Source organism: Anaeromyxobacter sp. SG64 (assembly GCF_022690745.1).
GTDB lineage: Bacteria > Myxococcota > Myxococcia > Myxococcales > Anaeromyxobacteraceae > Anaeromyxobacter > Anaeromyxobacter soli.
Genome location: NZ_JALCZB010000070.1, coordinates 1 through 23,494, shown reverse-complemented (window position 1 = coordinate 23,494; position 23,494 = coordinate 1). Strand labels below are relative to the sequence as shown.

Sequence of the window (23,494 nt, the reverse complement as noted above, 5' to 3'; positions counted from 1 at the left end):
GCCCCGCGCAGGTTCCCCGCCGGAGGGGCTTCGCCCCTCCCGCGCTTCGCGCGGGGCCCTCCTACGGAACCGATCGGGGGGACTGCGTCCCCCGCCCCGCCGAGCGAAGCTCGACGGGGACCCACCCCTGCTCGGCGGGGCCCGTGAACCTGCGCGCCCGCGTTCGCGGGCGCGCGCAGGTTCCCCGCCGGAGGGGCTTCGCCCCTCCCGCGCTTCGCGCGGGGCCCTCCTACGGAACCGATCGGGGGGACTGCGTCCCCCGCCCCGCCGAGCGAAGCTCCGCGCGCTCGTGCGCGCGTAACCCAGCGAATCATGACCCGCCGGTCAGGAGTCCGCCTTCTTGAGCTGCTCGGCGAGGTAGTTCTGCGCCCCGACCTGGTCGATCGCCGTGAGCTGCGTCTCGAGCCAGTCGGCGTGCTCCTCCTCGCCCTCGAGGATGTGCTCGAGGAGTTCCGCCGAGCCGTTGTCGCCCTTGTCGCGGGCCAGCGCGATGCCGCCGTTCAGGACGCCGATCGCGTCCGTCTCGAGCGCGAGGTCGAGCTGGAACATCTCCGGGACGCTCTCGCCCACGTTCACCTTGTTGTAGCGCTGCACGTTGGGGAGGCCGTCGAGGTAGAGGATGCGCGCGATGAGCGCGTCGGCGTCCTTCATCTCGTCGATGGACTCGTGCCGGAACTTCTCGTACAGCCGGTCGTACCCCCAGTTCTCGCAGATGCGCGCGTGCAGGAAGTACTGGTTCACCGCGGTGAGCTCGTTCGTGAGCACCTGGTTCAGCAGATCGATGATCGCGGGATCGGCCTTCACGTCGGTCTCCTCTCCCTGGAAGGCGCTGGCGCGCGCTCTCGAGGCGCGCCTGATATAGGAGCCGCCTGCGCATGGCGGCAATCGTCCTCCTCCTCGTCACCCTCGCCCGCCCCGCCGAGGGCGTCGTCACCGAGACGCGCCCCGCGATGGGCAGCGTCGCGAGCGTGACCCTCGCCGGAACGACGCCGGCGGCCGCCGCGCCGGCGATCGAGGCGGTGTTCGCGGTGTTCCGGCAGGTGGAGTGGTCGATGAACGAGTGGCGCGAGGGCTCGCCGCTCGCCCAGCTGAACGCCTGGGCGGGGCGCGGCTGGGTGCCGCTGCCGGGCGATCTCTGCGAGGTCCTGGCGCTCGCCAAGCACGCGGCGGTCCGCACCGGCGGCCGCTTCGATCCGACCTGGGCGGCGCTCTCGGACCTGTGGCGCTTCGACGGGAACGCGCGCGGCCCCCCGCCGGACGACGCGGTGCGGGCGCGCTGCGCGCTCGTCGATCATCGCCTGCTCGAGCTCCGCCCGCGCGGGACCGCGTGCGAGGCGCGCCTCGCCCGCCCCGGCATGCGGGTGGGGCTCGGCGGGCTCGCGAAGGGCTGGGCGATCGACGCCGCCGCGCGCGCCCTCCGCGCCCGGGGACAGCGGGACTTCCTGCTGCAGGCGGGCGGCGACCTCTACGCAGCGGGCACGCGCGGCGGACGGCCCTGGCGCGTCGGCGTGCGCGACCCGCGCGGTGGACCGCTCGACGAGCTCGCCGAGGTGGAGGTCCGCGATCGCGCGTTCTCGACGAGCGGCGACTACGAGCACGCGTACGTCGTGAACGGCCGGCGCTACCACCACCTCATCGACCCGCGCACGTGCCAGCCGGCGACCGCCTCACGGGCGGTGACGATCCTCGCGCGGCGCGCGGTGGACGCCGAGATCCTGGGGAAGTCGCTGTTCATCCTCGGCGGAGCGCCCGCCCTGCGCGAGGCCTCCCGCTGGGGAGCCGAGGCCCTGGTCGTGGACGCGGACGGCTCGGTGCTGGCGACGCGCGGCCTCCGGAGGGCCCTGCCCGCGCGCTGGCGCCCGAGCGCCGCGCCGCGTTCTCGCTAGGGCGTCTTCAGCCGGTCCGCGGCGGCGCGGAGCGGGACGGTCTCGGCGGACGTGTCCTCCCGGTCCTGGACGGCCACGCACGGCGCACGGCAGGGCTCGGCGAGGATCCGCGCGATGCTCCCGCGACAGCAACCGCAGCACGTGCCGGCGCCGGTCGCGGCGCCCACCGCCTCGACGGAGGCCGCGCCCGCGTCGCGCGCCGCCCGGATGGCCCGGTCGGACACCGCCCGGCAGATGCAGACGATCACTCCGCGATCTCCTCCGCCGCTCCGGCGGCGGTGTCGGCCCGCGCCGGCTCCTCGGCGCGAGCGGGAAGGAACACGGCGCCGAGGAGCGCCGCCCACGCGAGCAGCGTGAGCTCGAGGAGCCCGAACGCAGCCACCTTCACCGGCGCGAGCGCCGGCCCGAGGTAGCGAACCCCGAACGACGCGGCGACCCCCGCGAGCGCGGCGCCGAACGAGAGCGCCGCGAGGCCGCGCGCGGCGCGGGCGGGGAGCGCCCGCGCGAAGCTCACGACGTGCACCACCGCGAACAGCACGAGCGGGATCGCGGCGAGGTGAGGCACCGCGACCTCCAGCAGCCCGGCGAGACTCTTCGGCGCCGCGAACCGCGCTGCGTCACCGAGGTAGAACGCGCGGACGCCCGCGGGGCTTCCCCCGAGCTTCAGCGCGAAGAGGGCCGCCGCGCTCGCGGCCTGCACGACGAGGAACGCCGCGAAGGCGAGCGCCGGGACCCGGAACGGCGCGAGGCGGGGATCACGCACGGGCGTCCCTCCCCACCCGCGCCTGCGCCACGGCGACCGCGACGAGGAGCGCCCACATGGAGGCGCTGGCGAGCACGGTGGTCGCGACCCGCAAGGCGCCGAGCCCGGGCCGCGCGGACACCGCGAAGGGCGCGAACAGGTCGGCGAGCGTGGCGGCGAAGGCCGCGAGCACGAGCCCCCCGCGCACGCCCTCGAGCCGCGGCGCCACGGCGGCGAGCGCCGCGAGCATGAACAGCACGAACCCGTACACGAACGCGCCGACGTGGACCTCCTCCCAGAGCGCCGCCGCCGTGAGCGGCTCCCCGCCCTCCGCCCCGCGGTAGAAGGCCTCCACGTCCGCCGGCGAGAGGCCGCCCGCCTGGAGCCGCTGCGCCGCGAGCCCCGCGAGCGCCAGGGCCGCGAAGACGAGGAACAGCGCGACGGGGGGCCGCGCGCGGCTCCCAGCCGCCGGCTGCTGGACGAGCCACCTCATCGCCCCACCCCCATCGCCTCACGCAGCGCCTGGAGCAGCCAGCGCGACTCCTCGGCCACGCCCCGCGCGGTCAGCGTCGCGCCGCTGATCGGCGCGAGATCCTGGCCCACCGCGAGCCGGTCGGCGGGGCCCTTCCCCTCGAGCTGCGCGAGCCAGCGCTCGCTCGGGCGGTACTCGGACGGCTCGAGGAACGCGAGCACGGTGATCTTGCGCAGGCGCCCATCGGGCTCGAACGCGATGGAGAGCGTCTCCCGCTTGGTCCGCACCACGTGACTGTGGATGACGGCGTAGCCGACCACCTCGGCGCCGCGACGCGCGGTGTAGAACGTGACGAGGCGCTCGCGGACGCGCGCACGGGCGAGCCGCTCGATGCGGCCGACCATCTCGTCGGTCAGGATCACGTCCTTCGCCTCAACCGCCTCGGCGGCCGGGAACACCGCGCGGATGGCGGCCTCCTCCTTCCCGGCCACGGCGGCCGCGCGGGCGCCCGTGACGGGGAGGAGGAGGGCCGCGGCGAGGAGCGCCGCGCGGCCGGTCGATGCGGGTCTCGGTCGGTGCATGGCGCCCGCTCGCATGCCTCAGAACACGTACCCGACGCCGAGGTTCACCTGGTCCGCCGTGGTGTCCGCCTCCGTGTCGGTGCGCTGGTAGTCGGCCTTCACGACGACGTTGGGGATCGGCTTGTAGGTGAGGCCGGCCGTCCAGAGCTTCTCGTCGAGCGCCGCGTCGCGCGCGAAACCCGCGGGGACCCGGTCGTGGAGGTCCAGCGCCTCGTAGCGCACGAACGGCGAGAGCGACTGGCCGAGCTCGGGCAGCGCCACCGCGAGCACGTCGTAGGCCGCCTCGACGTAGCCGCCGCGCGTGCGCGACCCGAGCACGAGGCCGCCGCCCTGCAGCGCGGAGAGCCGGCCCGCGTCGTCGAGCCAGCCCATCGCGTAGAGGCCCCGGAGCTGGAGCCCGCGCCAGGCGAGCTGCGCGTGCGCCTCCGCGAGCGTCACGTCGGCGCGGATCGTGCCCTCAGCGTCCTTCGCGCCCTGGCCCGCGCGGCCGCGGTAGACGGAGCCCGCCACGTCGAGCGGACCGCGCGCGTAGCCGACGCTCGCGACGCCCGCGAAGCTCTCGGCGGGCGCCTCGCCGCCGCCGGTGCGGGCGCCGCGCAGCCAGCTGCCCGAGGAGAGATCGCCGCTCTGGCCGTTGAGGCCGACGAGCGCGTACGCCTTGTAGCGGACCGGGCCGACCGCGCCGTGGACGCCGAGGCCGTTCTCGTTCCAGGTGGACGGGATGAGGTTCCGCTCCACCTCCGGCCGGAACACGCCGTTGAAGAACGGCGGCTCGTGCAGCTCGTTCAGGAAGCCCATCGGCACGAGCACGTTGCCGACGCGGACGCCGACGGCGTCGGAGAGGAGGAAGTCGAGGTACGCGAACTCGACGGAGAGCTCGTGCTGGTGCTCGTACTCGATCTCGGCGTTGAAGAGGATCTTCGGCGTGAAGCGGTAGCCCGTGTAGAGGATCACGCGGTAGAGGTCCGAGTCGGACGGTCCCCCGGAGAGGCGGTTCCGGTAGAACAGCTCCCCGTAGCCGCCGATGGAGAGCCCCTTCGGCGCGAAGTACACCTTCGACGCCGCCGGTCCCATCCCGGCGTACGAGGCGTACTCCACGTCCTTGAGGCCCATCTCCAGCTTGAGGCGCCGCAGCTCCTCCGCGAGCGCCTTCACCTCCTCCTTCGTGGCGGCCTCGCCCTCGCCCTTCGCGGCGGGCGCGTCCGACTTCTCGGCGCTCGCCGGCGCGGGGGTGGCGGGGGCGGCGTCGTCCGCGCGGGCGCCCGCCGAGGCGAGCAGGACGGCCACGACAACCATGATCTTGACTTGCATTCTCACTTGTGGCCCGCGACGGGGCTCTCTCCTGCGCCTTTCCGGGTGGGGACTCGAGCTGCGCTTCGGCTACGACGAACGAGCCTCGACGGGCTTCACGTAGATCTCGCCCGCGATCTCGGGATCGAGGGCGATGGTGGTCTCGCCGACCTCGATGACGTACGACGGCGAGCGCTGGTGGAGCCGGATGGTGCTGCCGGGGATCACCCCCAGCGCGGCGAGCCGATCCATCCGGTCGTGGAACTTGGGCGCGATGAACACGATGCGGCCGGACGCGCCGAGCTCGAAGCTGCGGAGCCCGGTCACGAAGGGCCGGACCGTCTTCTGGTAGGTGCCGCAGCAGCCGCCCGGGGGGATGGGCTTGCCGTGGGGGCAGGTCGGGGGGTGGCCGAGCAGCGTGCAGACGGAGTCGGTCGCCTCGGGCGAGAGGATGTGCTCGAGCTCGCACGCCTGCTGCTCCGTGACGCCCTCCGCCAGATCGAGCACGTCGCGGAAGAGCCGCTCCGCGAGCCGGTGCCGGCGCACGACGTCGCGGGCGCGCCGCTCGCCCTCCTCCGTGAGGTGGACGTGCGCCCCCTCGAGCCGGAGGAGGCCCGCGCGCGCGAGCTCCTCGAGATCCGCGCGGCCCGCGCCCGGCGCGTGCTCGGCCTCCGCCGCCGCCAGGATCTGGTCGGCCGCGTCGCGGCCCGCCTCGCGCTGGGTGTAGGCGGTCTCCAGGATCTCCTCGAGCCGCCGCGTCGCCGTCCCATTATTCACGGAAAGTCGCTCCTCCCGTCCTTGTCGCGCTTGAGCCGGTCGATGAGGCGCCGGAGGCCGCCGGCGAGCCCGGCCTCCTGCGGGAAGCTGTAGCTGCACGAGGGGCAGCACACGACGCGGCAGCCCTTCGCCATCGGGCAGCTCGGGCGGCACCCCTGCCCCATCGCGTCGAAGCGGGTCCCGCACAGCGGGCACGTCTCGATCTTCTCGACGAGGGCCGCCACCAGCGCCTCCTAGTACAGCCACCGCATGAGCTGGTTCACCACCGCGCCCACCCCGACCGCGAACGGCACGATGAACCCCATGATCGCGACGCCGGTCTTCCAGCCGCGCTCCTTCAGGATCATGAAGAAGTTCGCGATGCAGGGGACGAAGAGCGTGATCGTGACGAGCGCCACGACGATCTCGATCTGCATCGAGCGGGTGAGCCCGCCGCCGTCCATGAACGGCTGGTAGTGGAGGAACAGGCCCGCCGCCGCGTAGTCGCGCCGCAGGAAGCCGAGGATGAACGCGGCCGCGGCCTCCTTGGGCAGGTCGAGCAGCCCGACCACGAGCGGCGACGCGGCGCGCTCGAGCAACGAGAGCCCGCCGAACCGGTCGAGCAGGTAGAGGATGAGCGTGCCGACGATGAAGAGCGGCAGCGCCTCGCGCAGGTACCACTCGATGCGCGCGAGCGTCTTCACCGCGATGTTGCCGGCCTGCGGCACGCGCAGCGGCGGCAGCTCGAGCATGAAGTCCGAGCCGCGGCCGGGCAGCACCTTCGCCGCGAGCCAGCCGACGAGGAACAGCACGAGCAGCACCGTGGCCCCGAACCAGGCCGTCGCCGCCACCGGGAGCTTGGAGGTCATGGCGAAGATGACCGCCATCTGCGCGCTGCACGGCACGCCGAGCGCGAGCAGGAGCGTCACGATGACCCGCTCCTTCCGCGTCTCCATGATGCGCGCCGTCATCGTGGCCATCGTGTCGCAGCCGAGCCCGAGCACCATCGGCAGGACGGCCTTGCCGTTCAGGCCCATCCGCTTGAACACCTTGTTCAGCATGACCGCGAGGCGCGGCAGGTAGCCCGAGTCCTCGAGGATGCTGAACGCGATGAAGAACGTCGTCACGATCGGCAGCACGATCGCGATGCCGTAGGACAGGCCCATCGAGACGATCCCGTACTTGCCGATGAGGATCCCGTTCTGCGTCACGGCGTCGGCGCCGGGAGGACCGACGAGGAAGCTCTCGAAGCGGCCGTCCGGTACGAGGAACCGCACCGCGGCGGTGATCCACGGCACGAGGTAGTTCGCGAAGACGGTGTTCTCGAGGAAGTCGACGAGCGTCCCGGCCCCCAGCACGCCCACGAACTCGTACGCCGCGAAGAGCACGACGGCGAGGATGGGGATCCCCCACAGCGGGTGCGTGGACCAGGTGCCGAGCTTGCGGCCGAGGCCGCTCGCCGCGGTGGCGCCGCCCCGCGTGACGACCGCGTCGTGCAGCCGGTCGGCCGCCGCGAGCCGCTGGCGCGCGACCACGAAGCGGAGCGACTCGGGGTAGCGTGCCGCCACGGTGCGCCGGATCGCGTCGATCCGGGCGAGGTCCGCCTCGGAGACGTGCGCGGCGAGCTGCGGGCGGAGCGACTCGTCGCCCACGAGCGCCATGACGGCGAGCGCCCGGGCGCCGAAGCCGCCGCGCGGCATGAGCGGCGTGATCTCCGCGAGCGCCGCCTCGATCGCGTCGTCGTAGCGGGGCCGGAAGGGCGAGGCGCGGCCACCGGCGGCGATGCGCTGCTGCAGGGCCGCGAGCCCCTGCCGCTGGACCGCCACGGTCGGCACGACGTCGATGCCGAGGTCGCGCGAGAGCCGCTCCACGTCGATGTGGAACCCGCGGCTCGCCGCCTCGTCCGCCATGTTGAGCGCGAGGGTGAAGGGGATCTCCGCCTCGGCGAGCTGCGTCGCGAGCAGGAGCCCGCGCCGGAGGTTCTTCGCGTCGCAGACCTGCACGGCCGCGTAGCCGCGCTCGGAGAGCAGGATGTCGCGAGTGACCTGCTCGTCCTCCGACATGGGGATGAGGTTGTTCGTCCCCGGCGTGTCCATCACGTGCCAGGGCTGCCCCTCGATGGTGGCCGAGCCGCGCGTCACCTCGACGGTCGTCCCCGGGTAGTTCGAGACCGTGACGTACTTGCCGGTGAGCGCGCCGAACAGCGCGCTCTTCCCGACGTTGGGGTTGCCGACGAGGATGATGGCGCGGTTCGCCGCGACCACCTGCTTCTTGTCGAGCTCGCCGGCGCGCGCGGCAGCCGGAGCCGGGGCGGGAGGGGTCACGCGCGCTCCTCGCGCACGGGGGCGGCCTTCCGGCAGCGGGCGCAGCGGCCGTACAGCTCGAGCTTGTGGCTCTCGACCTCGAAGCCGTGCCGGCGCGCCACCGTCTCCTGCAGCGACTCGATCTTCTCGTTCGCGAACTCCACGATGTCGCCGCAGCCGGTGCAGATGAGGTGATCGTGGTGGGCGCGCCCCGCCGAGGGCTCGTAGCGCGTCTGGCCCTCCCCGAACTGGCGCGCCGAGGCGAGGCCGCAATCGACGAGGAGCTTCATCGTCCGGTACACGGTCGCGACGCTCACGCGAGGGTCGTCGCGCCGCGCGTGCGCGACGAGCTCCTCGACCGTGACGTGACCGCGGACGGCGAAGAAGGCCTGCGCGATGCGCTCGCGCTGCCGCGAGTGCTTGAGGCCCTTGCGCTCGATGTACGCGGCGAGCTCGGCCGCGGCGGCGCCCGCGTCCTGCGGGCGATCGTGCCCGCGCGTCCTGCTGCCCCGGAGGTCGTGATCGGCGTCGGTCATCCTGATAACGATTCTCAGTATCAGACTGACGCCGCCCAGGCAAGCCCCTGCGGTGTCGTCCGCCGCCGGCGGGGCTCAGCGCTCCGGCGCGGCGTCGCGCCAGTACTCCCGCCAACGCGCCGCAGCCCCGGGCCCTTCCCCGCCCGCGTCACGTCCGGCCAGCGCCACGAGGGTGGCGTGCGCCTCGCGGCGGACCTCCGGCGCGGGGTCGTCGAGCAGCTCGATCAGGCGCGGGACCGCTCGCACGCCTGCCTCTCGGGGGCGGTGGCGAGCGACCTCCGCGGCGAGCGCGCGGGTGGCCGGATCGGCCGACCGGAGCGGTCCGGCGAGCTCGACGGGAGGCGCGAGCTCGACCCGGTAACCCTGCGCGAGCTCGAGCACGACCCCGGTGATGACGGCCAGGACGAGCACCATCAGCCCGACCTGCACGAGCGCCTTCCCCGCCGAGTACCTCCCGGCGCGCACCAGCACGAAGCGGTACGCGGCGTAGCCCCCGATGAAGAGCGCGAGGACCACCGCCGGGACCGCGAGCGCCGCGCGAGGCCAGCCGCTCCCGGCGACGGATCGCGCGAGCTCCGGCACGCCGAGGAGCGTCAGCGCGGTGGCGGCGAAGAGCAGCGCGAAGAGGATCCAGCGGAGGGAGCGGACGGCGGCGGGGATTCGGCCGGTCCCGCCGTCCTTCATCCCGGGTGACATGCGCGGCAGTGAACCACGCGCGCGGGCGAGCGGCAACCGCGATCGCCTGGGATCCTTGACTCGGGCGGCGCCCCGGCGCACGTTCCGCCCGCCATGGCCGAGATCGACCCCGAGCTGCTCGAGCGTGTCGCCCGCTGGTGCGCCGAAGCCGGCCGCCAGGCCGGGACGCGAGAGATCCGCGCTGCCCTGTCGCCGCTGTCCTGGGACGAGCTGCTCGCCGCGCGCGCCCTCCTCGCGGATCCGCCTCCCGCGGCGCCGCTCGGCCCGTACGCGCTCGCCGACATCGCGCGCGGAACGCCCGCGGAGACCGCGGCGGAGCGTGAGCGCGAGGCCCGCTACCCGCGGGAAGCGGCCGACGAGCCCGTCGCGCCGGCGCCCCCCGCCGCCGCCGCCGCGTCCGACCAGCCCGCGCCTCGCGCGAAGCCGGGCCGCGGCCGCAAGAAGCCCGGGATCGTCGTCCACCGTGCGCGCGATCGCGTGGAGGTCGCCCCGGAGCCTCCGCCGCCTCTCCCCGCGCTCGACGACCTTCGCCGCGACGAGGGCCGCGCCGTGCTCGAGCGGCTCCTGCGCCGCCACGGCGCGCGCCGCGCCGCGATCCTGGCCGAGCTCCAGGCCGGCTGGCGCGGCCCCGGCGGCGCGACGCCCACCGACGCCGATCTCGCGGCCCTCATCGATCACCACGGCCTCGCCCGCGTGTTCGAGCGGCGCGAGCACGACGAGCTCTTGCACGCGCTGCGCGCGGCCGCCGGATCCCGCGCCGCCGCGGCCGCGGCGCTGGGGCTCGACGAGGCCGGGCTCGACGCCGCCCTCGCCCGGCTCGGCGCCGCGGAGGACGCGGAGCGGATCCGCGAGGAGCGGAGGGCGGATCTCCGCTCCCGCGCGACGCTCTCGGAGCGGATCCACCTCCTGCTCGCGCAGGAGGAGCGGCTGCGGGATCTCGGGCTGCTGGAGGAGATCGAGGCGGATCTCCGAGCCCGCCTCCCCGAGCACCTCCGCGCGCTGCGCGCCAGCGGCGAGTCCCTCGGCCCGGCGCTCTCGCGGAGCCTCTCGTTGCCCTACGAGACCGTCGGGGCGATCTCCCTGCGGTTCGGCCTCGACCTCGGGCCCGCCGACCTGGGCACGGGCGCGCCGTCCGGCCCGACCGGCTCGGACCGCGGCCGGCGCGGAGCACCGCGCCACGAGGCCCGCCCGGGCGGCGGCGCTCGGGAGAGCCGCTCGCGCTTCGAGGAGCGGCGCCGGTTCGGCTCCGACCGCGCTCGAGACGGAAACGAGCGTACCGAGCGACGCGATCGTCCGCGGGCCGGAGGCCCGGAGCGGGCGCGCGGCTCCGCCGACTCCGTGAGCCCTCCCCCGTTCCGCCGCGGCGCCCCCGACGCATCGCGCTCCCGGGGTGAGCCCACCGGCGGGCAGCCGCGCGGACAAGATCGGCGCGGTCCGCACAAGGGATTCGGGCCGCGCTCGGGTCCCGGTGACCGCGGCGGATTTGCCGCTCGCACCGGCCCCGGCCCTCGCTCGGGCTTCGGACCTCGCTCCGGCTCTGGCCCCCGCACCGGCCCCGGTGGCCCTCGCACCGGCTTCGGCCCCCGCACCGGCCCCGGTGGCCCTCGCTCCGGCTTCGGCCCCCGCACCGGCCCCGGTGGCCCTCGCTCCGGCACGGGCCCTCGCACCGGCTTCGGCCCTCGGACCGGCTCCGGCCCTCGCACCGGCCCCGGCCCTCGCTCCGGCTTCGGATCTCGCTCCGGCTCCGGCCCCGGCCCCCGCACCGGCCCCGGTGGCCCTCGCTCCGGCTTCGGCCCCCGCACCGGCCCCGGCCCTCGCTCCGGCTTCGGACCTCGCTCCGGCCCTGGCCCTCGCACCGGCCCCGGTGGCCCTCGCTCCGGCTTCGGACCTCGCACCGGCCCCGGCCCGCGCTCCGGCCCTGGCCCCCGCACCGGCCCCGGTGGACCGCGCTCCGGCTTCGGGCCTCGCTCCGGCTTCGGCCCCCGCACCGGCCCCGGTGGCCCTCGCTCCGGCGCGGGCCCTCGCACCGGCCCCGGCCCTCGCACCGGCCCCGGACCTCGCTCCGGCCCCGGCCCTCGCTCCGGCCCTGGCCCCCGCACCGGCCCCGGCCCTCGCACCGGCTTCGGACCGCGCACCCACCCGGGCGGAAAGCCTCGGGGTGGCCCCGGCCCGCGCGGCGGCGGCCGGCCACCACGGCGCGGCTAGCCGCACGATGCCGCGCTAGGATCTCGTCGTGCCCATCTACGAATACGTCTGCGAGGAGTGCGGGCGCCTCACCGAGGTGATGCAGCGGATGTCGGACCCCGCGCCGGCGGCCTGCCCCGAGTGCGGGGCGCCTAAGCTCGCGCGGCTCATCTCGCGCACGAGCTTCCAGCTCAAGGGCGGCGGCTGGTACTCGGATCTCTACGCGTCGCCCAAGACCAAGCCGGAGGCGCCGACGGGGACCGGCCCGAAGCCGGAGGCCGCCCAGGCGGCCCCCGCCGCCAAGACGGACGCGGGAAGCGCCGCCGCGCCCGCGAAGCCCGTCGCGAAGAAGGACAGCGCCTGAGGAAGAAATCACCGGACCGCGACGCGCCGGCTGCGAGCGCGACGACGGCACCTCTCGCGACGGTCCGGAGTCTTCACGGCGTCCGGGGGCGCACCCGCGGACCCCGTGCGCCGCTACGCCTTCGGCTTGGGCGCGGGCTTGCCCTTCTCGAAGACCACGCCGTCGCCGAACTTCGCGACGATCTGCTTCTTCGTCTTCAGGCCCGTCATGTCGATGACGAAGTTGGGGACGCGCCGCGCGCGCCGATCGGCAGCCCAGCGGGTGATCTCTCCGCGCGGGCGCGACGACGCGCCGTTCACGGAGCGGCGACGGCGGCCCCTGCCGCCCTTGCGCGCGACCTCCGCCTCGAGCTCGGCCTCGAGCCGGGACGCGGCCATCTCCGCTACGGCGCGCGCGATCGCGGCGGATGCGCGCTTCACGACGGGCTCCATCGCCGCGCGAACTGCGGCGTCGAGCGAGGTCTGGGCGGGCGGGCGGGCCATCGGGCGTCTCCTGTCGGGATCGATTGCGCAGTTTGCTCACCGCGCAAAATCGAGCTTTGGCCGGCATTATAGACCCCCGGTCATGCGCCCAATCCATTTTTCTGCTAGGTTCCGCGGCGCCATCGGCCCTCTGGCGAAACGGTAGACGCGCTCGACTCAAAATCGAGTGGGGTGATCCCCCGTCCCGGTTCGAGTCCGGGGAGGGCCATTCGCGGGGCCCCGCGCGCCCGCGTTTTCCCTTGCCGCAGGGGCGCGGCCACGTGTATCCGTACCCCGCACCTCCACCGGGAACGTCATGTACAACCTCCTCATCAGCCTGGGGATCGGGCTCGTCGTCGGGGCCGCGATCGCGATCGGGACCAGCTTCGGCTGGGCCGCCGCCGTGTTCCCCGCCCTGCTCGCCGCGACCATCGCCTACTTCGTCCTCGCGCGGCGGACGTGGAAGCAGCTCGAGTCCGTCTTCGACGGGATGCAGGCGGACGTCCGCGCCCAGAAGCTCGACAAGGCGGTGCAGACGCTCCAGGGCGGGTTCCGGCTCGCGCCGTGGCAGTTCCTCGTCGCCTCGCAGCTCCACTCGAACATCGGGATCCTGCTCTTCATCCGCCAGGACCTCGACGCCGCCCTCCCCCACCTCGAGAAGAGCTTCTCGCGCAACTGGATCGCGCGCGGGATGCTGGGCGTCGTCCGCTACAAGCGGCGTGACCTCGACGGCATGAAGCGCGTCCTCGAGGACGCGGTGAAGACGAACAAGAAGGAGGGCGTGCTCTGGTCGGCGTACGCCTGGATCCTCGAGGAGCTCGGCCGGCACGAGGACGCGATCGCGGTGCTCGGGCGCGCCGTGCAGGCGAACCCGTCCGACGAGAAGCTGAAGGGCTCCCTCCAGCTGCTCCAGAACGGGAAGAAGCTGAAGCTCGGCAAGGTGTACGGCGAGCAGTGGTTCCAGTTCATGCTGGAGCGCCCGCCGCCTCAGTTCGTGGGCGGCCCGGGCTTCCGCGGCGGCAAGCGCGCCATCTACGGGCGCTGAGCGCGGCGCACGATCCCGGGGGCGTCCTCGTTCGCTGCGCTTGCCCGCCTCGACTCCGGGCTCCTGCGCCTTCGAGGGCGCGACGATCTCTTCTCCTCGCTCCCGACCGGGAGCGCGTCACACCCCTCAGCTTCCGCCGAAACCCACCGACACGCGCCCGCGCGCGTCGACGATCAGCGGCACCCGGCGATCGCCGCCGGAGAGCTCGAGGAACCGCCTCATCGCGGCGGCGTCCTTCTTCACGTCGAAGTAGGTGAATTCCACACCACGGGCGCCGAGATCCTCACGCGCGGCGCTGGTGTAGGGGCATGAATCCTTGCCGTAGATCTCGACGACGCCGGCCATCTCGCGGTCCTCCGTCGCACAAAATATTCCGGACCGCTCCCGCGCGTGGGCGGAAATTCTTCCCGGCCGTGTGGCGCGCAGGACACGCGCGCCCGGCGGTCGCGCACGAACGCCTCGGGATCGCGCGACCTTCCACGCGCCGGGCGCGCCGCAGGCCCGCGGCACCGCCCTTGCTGTCCTGCGTCGCGTGACCTCTCGCGCCGTCTTCACCCTCCCCGGCACCACCCGCCTCTCCCCGCGCAGTCGCCGCGCGCTCAAGATCGCGCTGGCAGCCCTCCTGGGGATACCGTGGATCCCCCTCGCAGCCGCGCTGTACGCTTGGATGCACTGATGGCGGACGAGCCCCGCGAGCTCCCGCCGATCGGGCTGACGCTCGCCGGGGGGGCAGGCGTCTCCCGCGCGTCTGCGGCAGGGGTCAGGCCTGCCGTTCTGCTTCGCCCCCACTACATTTGAACGACCCGAACGGACGAACGCCGGCCGTGAAGCCACAGGACCCGAGAGCCGCCGATGTGGGCGAGACCGCGCGCGACCCGCTCGCGCCGCTGCTCGCCGCGATCGACGCCGCCTCGGGCCTGCCCGCGGAGGAGCGGGCGCGTCGCCTCCGCGAGGCGCTCCCGAGCGGCCTCGCGGATCTGGCGGACGCGAACCGCCGGCTCCGCGAGACGACCCACCGCCGCGACGCCCTCCTCGCCTCCGCGGCCGCCGAGCTCCGCTCCGCGGCGGAGCTGCTCGCGGCGGACGCCGCACAGGCCGACGCGCACCGCGGCGAGATCTCGCGCCTGCGCCGCGTCGCGGACGACCTCGATCGGACGGTGCGCGCGGCGCCGGACGCCCGCCCCGCGCGCCGGCCCCGTCCCTCCGGGACGCGCCCGCGGCTGCTCGTCGTCGACGACGAGGCGGACGCGCGCGAGGTGCTGACCGAGGTGCTCGAGCCGGAGTACGAGGTTTTGCTGGCCGAGGACGGGGAGGTGGCGCTCGAGGTCGCGCGCGCGGAGCACCCGGACGTCGTGCTCATGGATCTGTTCATGCCGCGCCTCGACGGGCTCCAGGCGCTCGAGCGGCTGCGCGCGGACACCGCGACCAACGACATCCCCGTCATCTTCGTCTCGGGCCACGGCGACGACGCTGTTAAGGTGCGCAGCCTCGACCTCGGCGCGGTGGATTACCTCCAGAAGCCCTTCTCCGAGCGCGAGCTGCGCGCGCGCGTCGAGCGGACGCTACGGCTCATGCGCAGCCAGACCGCGCTGCGCGAGCTCGCCCAGACGGACGCGCTCACCGGCCTCGCCAACCTCCGCGCGTTCCGCGCGCGCGTGGAGGAGGAGGTGAAGCGCGCGCTCCGCTATCACACGCCGCTCACCTGCGTGATGGCCGACATGGATCAGCTGAAGCCGATCAACGACGAGCTCGGCCACGCCGCCGGCGACCGCGCGATCGCCGCGGTCGCGGCGGTGATCCGCGAGGAGCTGCGCGAGACCGACTTCGGGGCGCGCTACGGCGGCGACGAGTTCGTCATCCTCCTGCCGCACACCTCCGCCGAGGAGGGACGGGTGTTCGCCGAGCGCGCCTGCGCGCGCCTGCGCGAGACCGAGCTCGAGATCGGCGGGAAGCGGATCCACGTGGGCGCGTCGTTCGGGGTGGCCTGCCTGTGCGACGATCTCCGCGAGGACGCCGCGGAAGCCCTCGTCGGCGCAGCGGACTCGGCGCTCTACGCCGCGAAGCGCGAGGGGCGCGGCCGCGTGATCGTGGCGGAGCTGCCCGAGCTCCCTGCAGGGCACGCCGTCCCGAGCGCCGCCGCGGCGGACGCCGGTCAGCAGGCCGCGCATTGATGTCGATCTAACGGGGACTGCGTCCCCGCCCCAGCGGCGAAGCCGCTGGGGCCCCACCCCTGCTCGGCGGGGCCCGTGAACCTGCGCGCCCGCTTTCGCGGGTGCGCGCAGGTTCCCCGCCGGAGGGGCTTCGCCCCTCCCGCGCTTCGCGCGGGGCCCTCCCACTGCAAAGCTCGGGGGGGCCGTGAACCTGCGCGCCTGCCGCGGCTCAGGCCTTCACGCCGCTCGCCGGGACCTGACCTTCGGCCTCGCCCGCGCGCGTGCGCGCCTCGGCGGCGTAGCGGTTCAGCTTGTTGTAGAGAGTCTTCTCGCTGATCCCGAGGATCTCGGCGGTGCGCGCCTTGTTCCCGCCGTTCTTCTGCAGCGACGCGAGGATGTACTCCTTCTCGACCTTGTCGAGCGGGATCCCGAGCGGCATCCGCAGCGTCGCCGCCTCCGGGCGGGAGGCCTGCATGTCCGGCGGGAGGTGCTCCTCGCCGATGACGTCGCCGTCCACGAGGATCATCGCGCGCTCGACGGTGTTGCGCAGCTCGCGGATGTTTCCGGGCCAGGCGTACCCCTGCAGGATCCCGAGCGCGGCGGGCGACACGCCTTGCACGTGCTTGCCGGTCTCGCCGTTGAACTTCTCGAGGAAGTGATGAACGAGGAGCGGGACGTCCTCGCGCCGCTCCTTGAGCGCGGGGAGCTGGATCGTGAAGACGTGGAGGCGGAAGTAGAGGTCCTCGCGGAAGCGGCCCTTGCGGATCTCCTCCTTGAGATCGCGGTTCGTCGCGCAGATGACGCGGACGTCCACCTCCACCTCGGCGCGCCCGCCCAGCCGGCGGAACCGGCGCTCCTCCAGGACGCGGAGGAACTTCGCCTGGAGCTCGAGCGGCAGCTCCCCGATCTCGTCGAGGAAGATCGTGCCGTTGTGCGCGAGCTCGAAGTTGCCGAGCCTGCGCTGGTCCGCGCCGGTGAACGCCCCCCGCTCGTACCCGAAGAGCTCCGACTCGATGAGGGTCGCGGGGATCGCGCCGCAGTTCACCGCGACGAAAGGCTTCTCCTTGCGCGGCGAGAGGTTGTGGATCGCGCGCGCCACCACCTCCTTGCCGGTCCCGCTCTCGCCGCTGATGACGACGCTCGCCGTCGAGGGCGCGACCTTCTTCACGAGCTCGAACACCCGCTGCATCGAGGGGCCCGAGCCGATCATGTCCGTGCCGGGGGCGAGGGCGGCGATGCGGCGCCGCAGCAGCTGCACCTCGCGCATCGTCTCTTTCTTCTCGAGGGCGCGCTCGAGCACGAGCCGCAGGCGCGGCACCTCAAGCGGCTTCTCGATGAAGTCGTAGGCGCCCTCCTTGATCGCCTGCACCGCGGTCTGGATGGTCCCCCGGCCGGTGAGCAGCACGACGGGGCAGTCCGGCAGCTCGGCGCGGAGCGCGCGCAGGAGCCAGAGCCCGTCCATGTTCGGCATCACGAGGTCGGTGAGGATGACGTCGGGGTGCCCCTCGATGGCCCGGCGGAGCGCCTCGGTGCCGTCGCTCGCGGTCTGGACGTCGTAGCCCCAGCGCTGCGTCAGCTCCGCCAGCGCGTCGCGGCTGTCGGCCTCGTCGTCGACGATGAGGACCCGGTATTTCATTCGCGATCGTTCCTCGGGAGCCGCAAGGTGAGGCGCTCCAGCGCGCCCTCGTGCACGATGGCGAGGTCGCCGCCGAGCGCCCGTGCCGCGGCGTCCGCGACGTCCGTGTAATACCCGAGCTCGGGGTCCGGTTCACCCGCCGCGTGCTCGATGGTCAACCGCAAGCTCGCCGCCTCGGGCTCCACGCGAACCGACATCCGCCCGCCCTCCGGCGTCTCGACGAGCGCCCGCGAGACGAGGCCGAGCACGAGCCGCGACACCCGGCCCGGATCGCAGCGCGTCCGGGCGGAGCCCGGCGCGGCGTCCGCGTGCAGGTCGATGCGGCGCCGCCGGGCGTCGTGGCCGAACAGGCTGACCGTGTCCGCCGCGAGCGCGCCGACGTCGGTGTAGCCGAGCGGCGCGGAGGGATCGGTCACGTCGAGGAAGCGGCGCACCACCTCGTTGACCCTGCCGATCTGATCGCGCAGCGCGCCCAGGTGCGACGCCGAGGCGACGCCCGCGTCTCCGGCCGACGACAGCTTGTCCGCGAGCAGCGCGAGCTGGAGCGCCATCGCGTTCAGCGGGTTCTTGATGTCGTGCGCGACGCCCGCGGCCAGCCGGGTGAGCCCCTGCGATCGCATGGCGTGCTCGAGGCACTCGGCGTCCTGCGAGGTCCGGGCGAGGAGGAGCGTCCCCTCCCCGCTCGGGACGCGGTGCAGCTCGAGCACCTGGCCGTCCGGCCCCGGCACGCGCGCGATGGCGGGGCCGTCCCCGGCCAGCAGCGCGCGGAGCTCCGGCGCCGTCTCGGCGCGCGTCCGCAGCGCTCCGGTCAGGTCGGCGTCGGCCCCGAGCCCCAGCTGCGCTGCGAAGCCGGGGTCGGCGGCGACGACCGACCCGGACCGGTCGACGAAAGCGGCGCCTCTGGCGAATGGGTGCATGATGAGAACCTGGAAGTCGCGCCCTGAGATGCGTCGCGACGGTCGTTTTTTCAAGCCCGCTCGGATGATACCGGTAAAGCTCGGAGCCCTCGTGCGCGTGTTCCCGTCCGCCCCATCCGTCACCGTGGTCCTCGCCCTCTCCCTGGCCGCCTGTGCGACCGGAGCGCGCGGACCGGCCGACCGCGCCGCCCAGCCCGTGGCGGCCCCCGCGCCGTCGACGTCCCCCTCCCCGCCAGCGCGCGGAGGCGCCCTGGAAGCGGTCGCGCCCGCGGAACCGCCGGTCCGCACGGTCGCGCAGGTGACGATCGGGGCGGTCGGCGACGTCCTCATGCACGACGCGGTGAAGCAGTGCGCCGCGACCTACGGGCGCGGCGCCCCGGACGCGGGCTTCTCCTGGCTCTACGCACCCGTCGCCGATCTCCTCGCCGCGCCCGACGTCATGTTCGCGAACCTCGAGACGCCCGTGGCGCCCGCCACGGCTCAGGGCACGCGCCCGTTCGTGTTCAACGCGCCGCCCGAGGCGGTGGCCGCGCTGCAGCACGCCGGCGTGGACCTCGTCTCCTTCGCGAACAACCACGTGTTCGACCAGGGGCGGCCCGGCTTCGAGGAGACCGTCCGGCGGCTCGACGCGCTGCGGATGCGCTACGTCGGGGCGGGCCCGTCCGGGCGCGCCTCCGGCCCGGTCACGGTGGACGCCGCGGGGATGCGGATCGCGTTCCTCGGGTACGCCCACTTCTTCAACCAGGACGGAAACGCCTGCCCCGCGGCGCGAGCTTGCCTCCAGGCGTCGCAGCTCGATCGCGAGGGGGCGGTGGAGAGCGTCCGCCGCGCGGCCTCCGAGGCAGACGCGGTGGTCGTGTCGCTCCACTGGGGCGAGGAGTACGCGCCCCAGCCGCGCGCCGAGGACGTGGAGCTCGCCCACCGGCTCGCCGACGCGGGCGCGCTCGTGGTCCTCGGCCACCATCCCCACGTCCTGCAGCCCGTCGAGCTGTACCGCCGCGCCGACGGCCGCACCGCCGTCATCGCCTACTCGCTCGGGAACTTCGTCTCGAACCAGTCGCGCAACTACGTGCCGGGCGTGACCCCCGAGGCCGTCGCGGCGACGAGGGACGGCGCGCTCCTGCGCGTGAAGCTGGCGCGCCGCGACTACGGGCGGGGCGTCGCGCGCGTGGAGGTGGCGGGCGCGGACTTCCTGCCGCTCTGGACGGAGAACGACACCGTGGAGATCGACCGGCGCAAGGAGCCCGGCCGGAAGCCCGCCATCCGCGTCGTCGCGGTCGATCGCGCGCTCGCGCAGGTGCGCGCGGAGCTCGCCGCCTTCCCGGACCCCGTCCCGGCCGATCGCGCGGAGGCCTGGACGCGGCTCCGCGCGCGCGAGCAGCTCCTCGCCGGCCGCCGCGCGGCGGTCGCGGCGGTGATGGGAGAGGACCTCCTGCGGACGCTCGCCCCGGGAGAGCTCGCGCCCGCGAGCGTCGCGTCGCCAGCGCCGGAGCCGGCGAAGCCGGTCAGCGCCGCTACTCCTTGACCGACGTGGTGACCGTCCGCGCGTGGCCGGTGTCGGCCGGCTGCACGTCGGGCCGCGCGGGCACCTTCAGCTCGACGAGCTCGATCCCGAGCCGCTGCGCGTACTCGAAGATCCGCTCGTCCCGGTAGAACTCGCCGAACACGATCCGGTGGCAGCCTGCGTTCGCGATGAGCTTGAAGCACGGCCAGCACGGCGAGGCGGTCGTGTAGATCGCGGAGCCCTCGATCGCGACGCCGTTCTTCGCCGCCTGGATGATCGCGTTCGCCTCCGCGTGAACGGTCGCGACGCAGTGACCGTCCTCCATCATGTGCCCCGCCTCGGTGCAGTGCGGCAGGCCGCGGATCGAGCCGTTGTACCCGGTGGAGAGGATCGTCTTGTCGCGCACCAGCACCGCGCCGACGTGCTTGCGATCGCAGGTCGCGCGCGTCGCGACGACGCGCGCCACGTTCATGAAGTACTCGTCCCAGCTGACCCGATTATCCATCCGCCCTCCGGCTGTCCGGAGGCGGCATCCTACTCCAGGGGCCCGACTTCCGGCGGAGAGAGCGATTAACATGCAGGCATGCTCCGGACCGCCGTCGCGCTCTCCGCGCTCCTCGCCGCGCTCCCGTCGTTCGCCCAGCAGTCGCCCGCCCTGCCTCCCGTGGCGACGCCGTCGGGACGGGCGCAGCCCGATCCCGCCGCTCCGCCGTCCGCGCCCGTGACGCCGGGGGCGGGGACGGCGAAACGCTCCCAGCCGCCCGACAAGCCGCTCCCGCGCGGCGCGGTGCTCGAGGAGATCTCCGGCGTGCTGGAGGGCGTGGACGGGCACGCGCACCGGATCACCGTCGGGACGGCGGGGGGCAAGGTGACGCTCACGGTCGACCGCAACACCATGGTCTACACGTCGGCGGGGCTCGGGACGGTGGCGGATCTCGTCCCCGGATCGCAGCTCCGGGCCGGGCGGAACGCCGACGCGCTCGCGTACTGGGTGCAGGTTCGCAGGCCGGCCGCCGGGGAGCCGCAGTCCACTCCCGGCCAGGGCACCGGCCCAGGCGGCGGAAGCGGGCCGCCGGCCGAGGGAGGGCGCGGGGCCGGGACCGGCGGCGCCAGCGTCCCGAGCGGCGTGGGTCCGGGCAGCGTCTCGCCGGGTCCAGCCGCGCCGGGGACTGGCGCGACCGGACGTTAGCGAAGCCTAGAGCGCGCCGGGCGCGGCGGGCAGCGACACGGGCTGGGTGCGCGCGGCGACCTCCGCCTGCCCGGCCGCGACCTGCGCGTCCTGCGTGCCGCCGCGGCCGCGCTGGGCGACCTCGCCCGAGCCGTCGTCGGAGAGGCGCGCGAGGCCGTGGTCGGCGAGGAAGCGCCGGATCTTCGCGGCCGGGGCGACGAACGTCTCGCCGGGCATCGGCACGTCGAACGCGTACTGGTCGGCGTCCTTGCCGAACTCCACGCGCGCCGTGCGGTAGCCCTCGACGAGGCCGATGAGGCGGCCGCGCGGGACGTCGAACACGCCGCCGCCGCTGCTGCCGTAGCCGATGGCCGCGTCGGTCTTGAGCGACTTGGCGCGCCGCGGCGCGGCCGCGTTCTCGAGGAACTCGTACTCGACCTGGGAGACGATTCCGGCCGCGACCGAGAGCCCCTTCCCGAACGGCGCGCCGATGACCACGAGATCGTCGCCGAGGTCGAGGCTCTCGTCCGGCGCGAGCGGCGTGACGGGCAGCTCCGCGCCGACCTCGAGGACCGCGATGTCCGTCTCCGGCAGCTTGCCGGTCGCGACGACCTTCGCGGCGAGGTGCGCGTCGCGCCCGCTCGGGAGCACCTCGATGCGGACGGGCTCCTGCCAGGCGCGGCCCGGCTCGACGACGTGCGCGTTCGTGAGGACGAAGCTCCGCTTGCCCTCGCGGGCGAACGCGATCCCCGAGGCGCTGCGGACGACCTCGCCGCCCGCGGTGATCCGGATGCGCACCGCGCTCGGGAACACCTTGTGGACGGTCTCCGCGCGCGGGTTGCCGGCGCGGGCGGGAGAGGAGAGCCCGAGGAGGGGCGAGGCGACGAGGAAGAGGCCGGCCACGAGAGCGGCCCCGCCGAGGCTCGGAAGGAGGCGGGTCTTGAGCACGTCCCGTCCAACGGGGGGCGCTTCACCCGAATTCCCCCGGGTGGAGCGCTTGCGCCTTTCGACCCCCCGTGTGGGCGAGCGTCCGCTCGCACGGCAGGAGGGCGGGAACTCCACCCTGCCCCACCTTCGTAGTACCCTCGCCGCGGCATGGAGCGGCTCTCCCCCGACACCATCATCGGGATCGATCTCGGCACGACGAACTCGTGCGGTGCGGTCGCCCACGGCGACGGTCAGGTGAAGCTCATCCCCTACAAGGGCGGCGAGTACACCATCCCGTCCATCTTCGCGATCGACGACAAGGGCAACGAGCTCATCGGCCACGAGGCGAAGCGCCAGTGGCAGCTCAACCCGCGGAACACCCTCTACGCGACGAAGCGGCTCATCGGGCGCGCCCCGCGGGACGAGGTCGTCGACACGATGCAGCAGTCGGTCCAGTACCGCGTCCACGCGGGGGACCGGAACGACGTCGAGGTCGACTGCCACGGGCAGAGCTTCTCGATCCAGGAGATCGCCTCCCGGATCCTCGCGAAGATCCGGGACGTCGCGTCGGATCACCTCGGCTTCAAGGTCCGGCGCGCCGTCGTGACGGTGCCCGCGTACTTCACCGACCGGCAACGCCAGGCGGTGAAGGAGGCCGGGGCGTTGGTGGAGCTCGAGGTCGTGCGCATCATCAACGAGCCGACGGCCGCCGCCCTCGCCTACGGCATCGGCAAGCGGCTCGACGAGCGCGTCCTCGTGTACGACCTCGGCGGCGGCACGTTCGACGTGTCGATCATCGAGATCCGCGACCGCGTGTTCGAGGTGAAGGCCACCGGCGGCGACATCTTCCTCGGCGGCATCGACTTCGACGACGCGATGATCCGGTACGTCCTCGACGACTTCCGCAAGAAGCACGGGATCGACCTCTCGTCGGATCCGGTCGCGATGCAGCGCATCAAGGACCTCGCCGAGCGCACCAAGATCGACCTCTCGGCCCGCACCGAGGCGCCGTTCTCCATCCCGTTCATCACGATGACGCCGCAGGGCCAGCCCCTCAACATGGACGTGCGGTTCGACCGCAAGCTCCTCGAGGCGCTCACGCAGCACCTCGTGGACCGCTCGCTCAAGATCATGGGCGGGGTCATGGTGGACGCCGGCATCACCGCGAAGGACATCGACGAGGTCATGCTCGTCGGCGGGCAGACCCGGATGCCCGTCATCCAGGAGCGGCTCACGCGCTTCTTCGGGAAGCCGCCGTCGAAGGGCGTCCACCCCGACGAGGCGGTGGGGATCGGGGCCGCGCTCTACGGCTGGTCGCTCCAGGAGAGCTCCGACCTGAAGCTCCAGCTCCTCGACGTCATCCCCATGGCGATCGGCATCGAGCAGGCGGGCGGCGCGATGCACGTGGTCTTCCCGCGCAACGCCGCGATCCCCAACGCGCGGACCATCGCGGCCACGAACGCGGTCGACCGCCAGAGCGAGCTCGCGGTGCGCATCTACCAGGGCGATCAGCCCTGGTCGGTGGACAACGAGCTCCTCGGCGAGTTCACCTTCAGCGGCGTGCGGCCGGGCCGCGCCGGAGAGGTGCGGCTCGAGATCCTCTTCGAGGTCAACATCGAGGGGATCCTCACGATGTCCGCGCGCGACCTCGACACCGGCCGCCAGATGAAGACCACGGTCCGCATCTCGACGCGCTGAGCGCCGGACGATCCGGTCGCGCCTCCCTAGCCTCCTGAAGCGCGGCGCGGCCCCCGGATCACCGGAGGCCGCGCGCGAGCGAGGCGGGTCCGCTCAGTCGCGGCGCGGGGCCGGGGCCGGCCGGCTCCCGCCGCCGTGCTGCGGCGCCTGGCGCGCCGGCGCTCCGCCGCCGCTGCTC

24 protein-coding genes and 1 tRNA gene are annotated in these 23,494 nt (G+C 74.1%); 8 read left to right on the top strand and 17 right to left on the bottom strand.

Annotation, left to right across the window (positions count from 1 at the left end):
* Positions 1–324 precede the first annotated feature (324 nt).
* Positions 325–804 carry a bacterioferritin gene (gene bfr / locus MNZ29_RS17710; protein ID WP_242356141.1) on the bottom strand — a complete coding sequence of 160 codons (480 nt, stop codon included), beginning with the start codon at positions 802–804 and terminating at the stop codon, positions 325–327.
* A 71-nt stretch (positions 805–875) separates the two neighbouring features.
* Between bfr and MNZ29_RS17705 the strand changes: the two genes are divergently transcribed.
* On the top strand, positions 876–1,886 hold the full coding sequence (locus tag MNZ29_RS17705) for an FAD:protein FMN transferase (protein WP_242340510.1): 1,011 nt from the start codon (positions 876–878) through the stop codon (positions 1,884–1,886).
* Here MNZ29_RS17705 and MNZ29_RS17700 read toward each other — a convergent pair.
* The 10 genes from MNZ29_RS17700 to MNZ29_RS17655 all read right to left on the bottom strand — a co-directional run bounded on the left by MNZ29_RS17700 (position 1,883) and on the right by MNZ29_RS17655 (position 10,252).
* The gene (locus MNZ29_RS17700; protein WP_242340509.1) at positions 1,883–2,134 is read right to left on the bottom strand and encodes a bacterioferritin-associated ferredoxin; all 252 of its coding nucleotides are present in this window, start codon (positions 2,132–2,134) and stop codon (positions 1,883–1,885) included. The genes MNZ29_RS17705 and MNZ29_RS17700 overlap by 4 nt on opposite strands.
* Positions 2,131–2,649 carry a hypothetical protein gene (locus tag MNZ29_RS17695; protein ID WP_242340508.1) on the bottom strand — a complete coding sequence of 173 codons (519 nt, stop codon included), beginning with the start codon at positions 2,647–2,649 and terminating at the stop codon, positions 2,131–2,133. The genes MNZ29_RS17700 and MNZ29_RS17695 overlap by 4 nt, the downstream gene beginning before the upstream one ends.
* Positions 2,642–3,121: a hypothetical protein gene (locus MNZ29_RS17690; RefSeq protein WP_242340507.1), complete on the bottom strand. Its 480-nt coding sequence runs from the start codon at positions 3,119–3,121 to the stop codon at positions 2,642–2,644. The genes MNZ29_RS17695 and MNZ29_RS17690 overlap by 8 nt, the downstream gene beginning before the upstream one ends.
* Positions 3,118–3,681: an FMN-binding protein gene (locus MNZ29_RS17685; RefSeq protein WP_242340506.1), complete on the bottom strand. Its 564-nt coding sequence runs from the start codon at positions 3,679–3,681 to the stop codon at positions 3,118–3,120. The genes MNZ29_RS17690 and MNZ29_RS17685 overlap by 4 nt, the downstream gene beginning before the upstream one ends.
* A gap of 18 nt (positions 3,682–3,699) precedes the next feature.
* The gene (locus MNZ29_RS17680; protein ID WP_242356139.1) at positions 3,700–4,992 is read right to left on the bottom strand and encodes a hypothetical protein; all 1,293 of its coding nucleotides are present in this window, start codon (positions 4,990–4,992) and stop codon (positions 3,700–3,702) included.
* Positions 4,993–5,061: 69 nt separating this feature from the next.
* Positions 5,062–5,748: a metal-dependent transcriptional regulator gene (locus MNZ29_RS17675; RefSeq protein ID WP_242340504.1), complete on the bottom strand. Its 687-nt coding sequence runs from the start codon at positions 5,746–5,748 to the stop codon at positions 5,062–5,064.
* Positions 5,745–5,972, bottom strand: coding sequence for a hypothetical protein (locus tag MNZ29_RS17670; RefSeq protein WP_242356137.1), 228 nt, complete (start codon positions 5,970–5,972; stop codon positions 5,745–5,747). The genes MNZ29_RS17675 and MNZ29_RS17670 overlap by 4 nt, the downstream gene beginning before the upstream one ends.
* Before the next feature lie 9 nt (positions 5,973–5,981).
* Positions 5,982–8,051, bottom strand: coding sequence for a ferrous iron transport protein B (gene feoB / locus MNZ29_RS17665; RefSeq protein ID WP_242356135.1), 2,070 nt, complete (start codon positions 8,049–8,051; stop codon positions 5,982–5,984).
* Positions 8,048–8,566, bottom strand: coding sequence for a Fur family transcriptional regulator (locus tag MNZ29_RS17660; protein ID WP_242356132.1), 519 nt, complete (start codon positions 8,564–8,566; stop codon positions 8,048–8,050). The genes feoB and MNZ29_RS17660 overlap by 4 nt, the downstream gene beginning before the upstream one ends.
* Before the next feature lie 75 nt (positions 8,567–8,641).
* On the bottom strand, positions 8,642–10,252 hold the full coding sequence (locus MNZ29_RS17655) for a hypothetical protein (protein ID WP_242356130.1): 1,611 nt from the start codon (positions 10,250–10,252) through the stop codon (positions 8,642–8,644).
* 1,243 nt (positions 10,253–11,495) lie between these two features.
* On the opposite strand from MNZ29_RS17655, the gene MNZ29_RS17650 reads away from it, so the two are divergent.
* Positions 11,496–11,810 (top strand): zinc ribbon domain-containing protein, encoded by a 315-nt coding sequence (locus MNZ29_RS17650; RefSeq protein ID WP_242356128.1) that lies wholly within the window; start codon positions 11,496–11,498, stop codon positions 11,808–11,810.
* A gap of 113 nt (positions 11,811–11,923) precedes the next feature.
* On the opposite strand, the gene MNZ29_RS17645 is transcribed toward MNZ29_RS17650, so the two are convergent.
* Entirely contained in the window at positions 11,924–12,292 is a 369-nt protein-coding gene (locus MNZ29_RS17645; protein ID WP_242341487.1) for a hypothetical protein, read from the bottom strand.
* Positions 12,293–12,416: 124 nt separating this feature from the next.
* Between MNZ29_RS17645 and MNZ29_RS17640 the strand changes: the two genes are divergently transcribed.
* Positions 12,417–12,500, top strand: a tRNA-Leu gene (locus MNZ29_RS17640).
* Positions 12,501–12,587: 87 nt separating this feature from the next.
* Complete coding sequence (locus MNZ29_RS17635; protein ID WP_242341488.1) at positions 12,588–13,316, top strand: tetratricopeptide repeat protein; 729 nt, start codon at positions 12,588–12,590, stop codon at positions 13,314–13,316.
* A 126-nt stretch (positions 13,317–13,442) separates the two neighbouring features.
* Here the strand turns inward: MNZ29_RS17635 and uxx1 are convergent, their stop codons facing one another.
* Positions 13,443–13,661: a UXX-star selenoprotein family 1 gene (gene uxx1, locus MNZ29_RS17630; protein ID WP_242341489.1), complete on the bottom strand. Its 219-nt coding sequence runs from the start codon at positions 13,659–13,661 to the stop codon at positions 13,443–13,445.
* Positions 13,662–14,140: 479 nt separating this feature from the next.
* Between uxx1 and MNZ29_RS17625 the strand changes: the two genes are divergently transcribed.
* On the top strand, positions 14,141–15,487 hold the full coding sequence (locus tag MNZ29_RS17625) for a diguanylate cyclase (protein ID WP_242356126.1): 1,347 nt from the start codon (positions 14,141–14,143) through the stop codon (positions 15,485–15,487).
* A gap of 208 nt (positions 15,488–15,695) precedes the next feature.
* Here MNZ29_RS17625 and MNZ29_RS17620 read toward each other — a convergent pair whose 3' ends face one another.
* On the bottom strand, positions 15,696–17,102 hold the full coding sequence (locus tag MNZ29_RS17620; RefSeq protein ID WP_242341310.1) for a sigma-54 dependent transcriptional regulator: 1,407 nt from the start codon (positions 17,100–17,102) through the stop codon (positions 15,696–15,698).
* Positions 17,099–18,019 (bottom strand): histidine kinase dimerization/phospho-acceptor domain-containing protein, encoded by a 921-nt coding sequence (locus MNZ29_RS17615; protein ID WP_242341309.1) that lies wholly within the window; start codon positions 18,017–18,019, stop codon positions 17,099–17,101. The genes MNZ29_RS17620 and MNZ29_RS17615 overlap by 4 nt, the downstream gene beginning before the upstream one ends.
* Positions 18,020–18,317: 298 nt before the next feature.
* On the opposite strand from MNZ29_RS17615, the gene MNZ29_RS17610 reads away from it, so the two are divergent.
* Positions 18,318–19,544 (top strand): CapA family protein, encoded by a 1,227-nt coding sequence (locus tag MNZ29_RS17610; protein ID WP_242341308.1) that lies wholly within the window; start codon positions 18,318–18,320, stop codon positions 19,542–19,544.
* On the opposite strand, the gene MNZ29_RS17605 is transcribed toward MNZ29_RS17610, so the two are convergent.
* Positions 19,534–20,028, bottom strand: coding sequence for a dCMP deaminase family protein (locus tag MNZ29_RS17605; protein ID WP_242341307.1), 495 nt, complete (start codon positions 20,026–20,028; stop codon positions 19,534–19,536). The two genes, MNZ29_RS17610 and MNZ29_RS17605, sit on opposite strands and share 11 nt — an antisense overlap.
* Positions 20,029–20,106: 78 nt before the next feature.
* Between MNZ29_RS17605 and MNZ29_RS17600 the strand changes: the two genes are divergently transcribed.
* Entirely contained in the window at positions 20,107–20,712 is a 606-nt protein-coding gene (locus MNZ29_RS17600) for a hypothetical protein (protein WP_242341306.1), read from the top strand.
* A gap of 6 nt (positions 20,713–20,718) precedes the next feature.
* On the opposite strand, the gene MNZ29_RS17595 is transcribed toward MNZ29_RS17600, so the two are convergent.
* The gene (locus tag MNZ29_RS17595) at positions 20,719–21,639 is read right to left on the bottom strand and encodes a S1C family serine protease (RefSeq protein WP_242341305.1); all 921 of its coding nucleotides are present in this window, start codon (positions 21,637–21,639) and stop codon (positions 20,719–20,721) included.
* A gap of 147 nt (positions 21,640–21,786) precedes the next feature.
* Here MNZ29_RS17595 and MNZ29_RS17590 point away from each other — a divergent pair, with 147 nt between their 5' ends.
* Entirely contained in the window at positions 21,787–23,316 is a 1,530-nt protein-coding gene (locus tag MNZ29_RS17590; RefSeq protein WP_242341303.1) for an Hsp70 family protein, read from the top strand.
* The last annotated feature ends 178 nt before the right edge of the window (positions 23,317–23,494 follow it).